The 2546-nt window shown below is 62.4% G+C and carries 3 protein-coding genes and 2 pseudogenes; 3 read left to right on the top strand and 2 right to left on the bottom strand.

Annotation, left to right across the window (positions count from 1 at the left end):
* Positions 1 to 86: 86 nt before the first annotated feature.
* Positions 87 to 272: pseudogene (locus QNA08_RS18870) on the bottom strand (DUF2958 domain-containing protein); the annotation flags it as partial.
* Positions 269 to 682: pseudogene (locus tag QNA08_RS18875) on the bottom strand (ArdC-like ssDNA-binding domain-containing protein); the annotation flags it as partial. The pseudogenes QNA08_RS18870 and QNA08_RS18875, both read right to left, overlap by 4 nt.
* A 461-nt stretch (positions 683 to 1143) precedes the next feature.
* Here QNA08_RS18875 and QNA08_RS18880 point away from each other — a divergent pair.
* The 3 genes from QNA08_RS18880 (at position 1144) to QNA08_RS18890 (ending at position 2301) form a co-directional block, all read left to right on the top strand.
* Entirely contained in the window at positions 1144 to 1446 is a 303-nt protein-coding gene (locus QNA08_RS18880) for a type II toxin-antitoxin system TacA family antitoxin (protein WP_283742277.1), read from the top strand.
* A gap of 3 nt (positions 1447 to 1449) precedes the next feature.
* Positions 1450 to 1962: a GNAT family N-acetyltransferase gene (locus tag QNA08_RS18885; protein WP_283742278.1), complete on the top strand. Its 513-nt coding sequence runs from the start codon at positions 1450 to 1452 to the stop codon at positions 1960 to 1962.
* Between the two features lie 144 nt (positions 1963 to 2106).
* Positions 2107 to 2301 carry a hypothetical protein gene (locus tag QNA08_RS18890; protein WP_283742279.1) on the top strand — a complete coding sequence of 65 codons (195 nt, stop codon included), beginning with the start codon at positions 2107 to 2109 and terminating at the stop codon, positions 2299 to 2301.
* The last annotated feature ends 245 nt before the right edge of the window (positions 2302 to 2546 follow it).

Raw genomic sequence — 2546 nt, forward strand, 5'->3', positions numbered from 1 at the left:
GCTGCGCTTCATGTCCTGGTCCTCTCAGTGGGCCAGAACGAACTTCAATCCGGATTAGATCGCAGGGGCAACGTCAGCAACGTCACCATGCCGAAAGGCAGGACGATCGAGACCAGTTCCTCGAGCGAGAAACTGCCGAGCTCGGGACAGCCGAGATCGGCGAGGCCGAAGAGCGTGTCGCCATCGGCGTCCAGCTCAGTCGCGAGCCAGACGCCCTCGCCGAGCGGGTTGAAGAACTTGACGACGGGCACATGGTCGGCGCCGCGATCACGGTGAAGCGGTTCAGGAACGGAATGGCCTGCGCTTCCTCGCCGGTCTCCTGCGCGCGCTTCTTCTCGTCGTCGGGAATGAAGCGGTCGGCGTAGACGACGGTGGTGCCTCGCTCGCCTTTGCGGACATGGCCGCCGAGCGACAGCGCCTGGCGGAAGGTCAGCCAGCTCTGCATTGGAAAGCCGTGCTCGATGACCGCGCCCCACAGGATCAGCACGTTGATTCCGGAGTAGACGCGGCCGGTGGCGGCATTCGCTGGCATGGCGAGCGGCGCCTTCGCCGCCGCCGTCCCCCAGGGCTGGATCCAGGGCACGCGGCCGGCCTCCAGCTCGGCGATGATCTTGTTGGTGATGTCGTCGTAGAGACTCGTCCGGTCGGCGCCGGCGCGAGCATGGCGGTCGTGTCTGGACATCGCGGTTCTCCGCGACGGGCGCCGGAGGCCTCTCCTCCAGCCCTCAACCCGTCACGGCAAACCCGGTCCGCACTCTCACTCTCTAAGGGGGCGTTGCGGGGTCTCCCCGCTAGACAAGGGTCGGCGGAGACCTTGGCTCGGCCGCAGGGGAAGGCTTTCTCATTTAGATAGATGCGAAATATCGTAGCCTGACTATGATCCAGTCATTGAATTCAAACCTGTCGCGTTTGCAGCTCCGCCGTGGGCTTTCCCAGCCCTGGCCAGCAAGCCCGGTCCATCCCAGTTGCCGAAGGCAGCGATCGGTCGTGGGTGTCGCGCTCGGCTGACGGCCTTCTGGCACTGAATCCGTGAAGCAGGACCAGTAGCAAGGAGGCCTTCTCGCAATCCGACCTTGAAGATCACTTGAATTACCCGGCCATTGGCCGTACAATATATCAGATTGAGGAGATGGAGGTATTGAGATGGCCGAAGCAATCCGGAAGCCGACTCGTGGTCGGGTTCGCGGTGAGCGTCTTGAGACCCGCGTGACGGCCGAGCAGAAGAAGCTCATCGAGCGTGCCGCGGCACTTCAGGGGCGGACCGTGACCGACTTCGTGCTGACGAGCGTGCAGGACGCCGCCCGACGCGCGATCGAGGAACACAGCCAACTCGCTCTCTCACTGCGTGACAGCGAGGCGTTCGTTGACGCGCTGCTGAACCCGAAGCCGGTCAATGATCGCCTTCGTGAGACGGTCCGCCGTTATCGCGAGCGAGCCGGCGTCTGACGCGTGCCTCGCAGTATCGAAGAAAAGCTCCGCGTCGAGCCGCTGACTTCGAGCCATGACCGATCGGAGTTCGAGAGCGGGGTTGAGCCGCTCGACAGATATTTTCGGACACAGGCAGGACAGGACGCACGGAAGAACATGGCCGCGCCTTTCGTCCTGGTCCTGCCGGATGGGACGATCGCGGGCTACTACACGCTCTCCTCGACGTCTGTGCAGCTCGCCGAGTTGCCGGCGCAAACGGTGAGGAATCTGCCAAGATATCCGCTGGTCCCGGCGACGCTTTTGGGACGGCTCGCAGTGGATCGGCGTCACCGGGGAAAAGGTTACGGGCGGTTTCTCTTGGGCGATGCACTCCACCGGGCGGCCCGTAGCGAGATTGCGTCGTTCGCGATGATCGTGGATGCGAAAGATGAAAGTGCCCGTCGCTTCTATGAACGGGAGAGTTTTCTGCCATTTCCGGATCAGCCTATGAAGCTGTTTCGGCCGATGGCGGATATACGAAGACTGTTCGATTGAATTACTGGTGGCGATTTCCTGGACGTACCGCATCTGGAGGAGCTTTCGGGTCTCCGGTGGACGCTCGAAAATCTGGGTTGACTGTAGCCCGCCATCTTGTTGTCGCCGCTATGCAGATGTGTATCCATTGGCTGCACTGCCACAATGGCAGGCAAAGACGCTGGACTTCGCATAAGGGTTGAGCGCGAGCTGCGTGACGAGTTCCTTGAGATCTGTCGTGCCCAGGATAGGCCGGCGGCTCAGGTGATACGGGAGTTCATGCGGCGATACGTCTCCGAGAACGAGGCGGTGCGCGAGGCGGGCCGAAAGCTGCCTGCCGATCGGGGGGATCAGCGGTGACGCAGCACTTCTTTGAACATCCGATATTGAATTCCCCATACGGCTATCCCGCCCGCCATTGGGAATTGGTCGACGGGCAGCCCACGAACAAAATCCTCGAGACAAGACGGCGCTCGGAGCTCATCACGCCGGTGCCGCAGCCCAAGAAGCGGCGGCAGAAGCGCGGCCATGACCTGCCCCCCGCCGGTCCCTCATTCATTGTGAGAGCCCAGGGGTTTGGTAGCTGATCTCCATCGCCGGCGGTA

The organism is Chelatococcus albus (assembly GCF_030067675.1).
In the GTDB taxonomy this organism is placed as follows: domain Bacteria; phylum Pseudomonadota; class Alphaproteobacteria; order Rhizobiales; family Beijerinckiaceae; genus Chelatococcus_A; species Chelatococcus_A albus.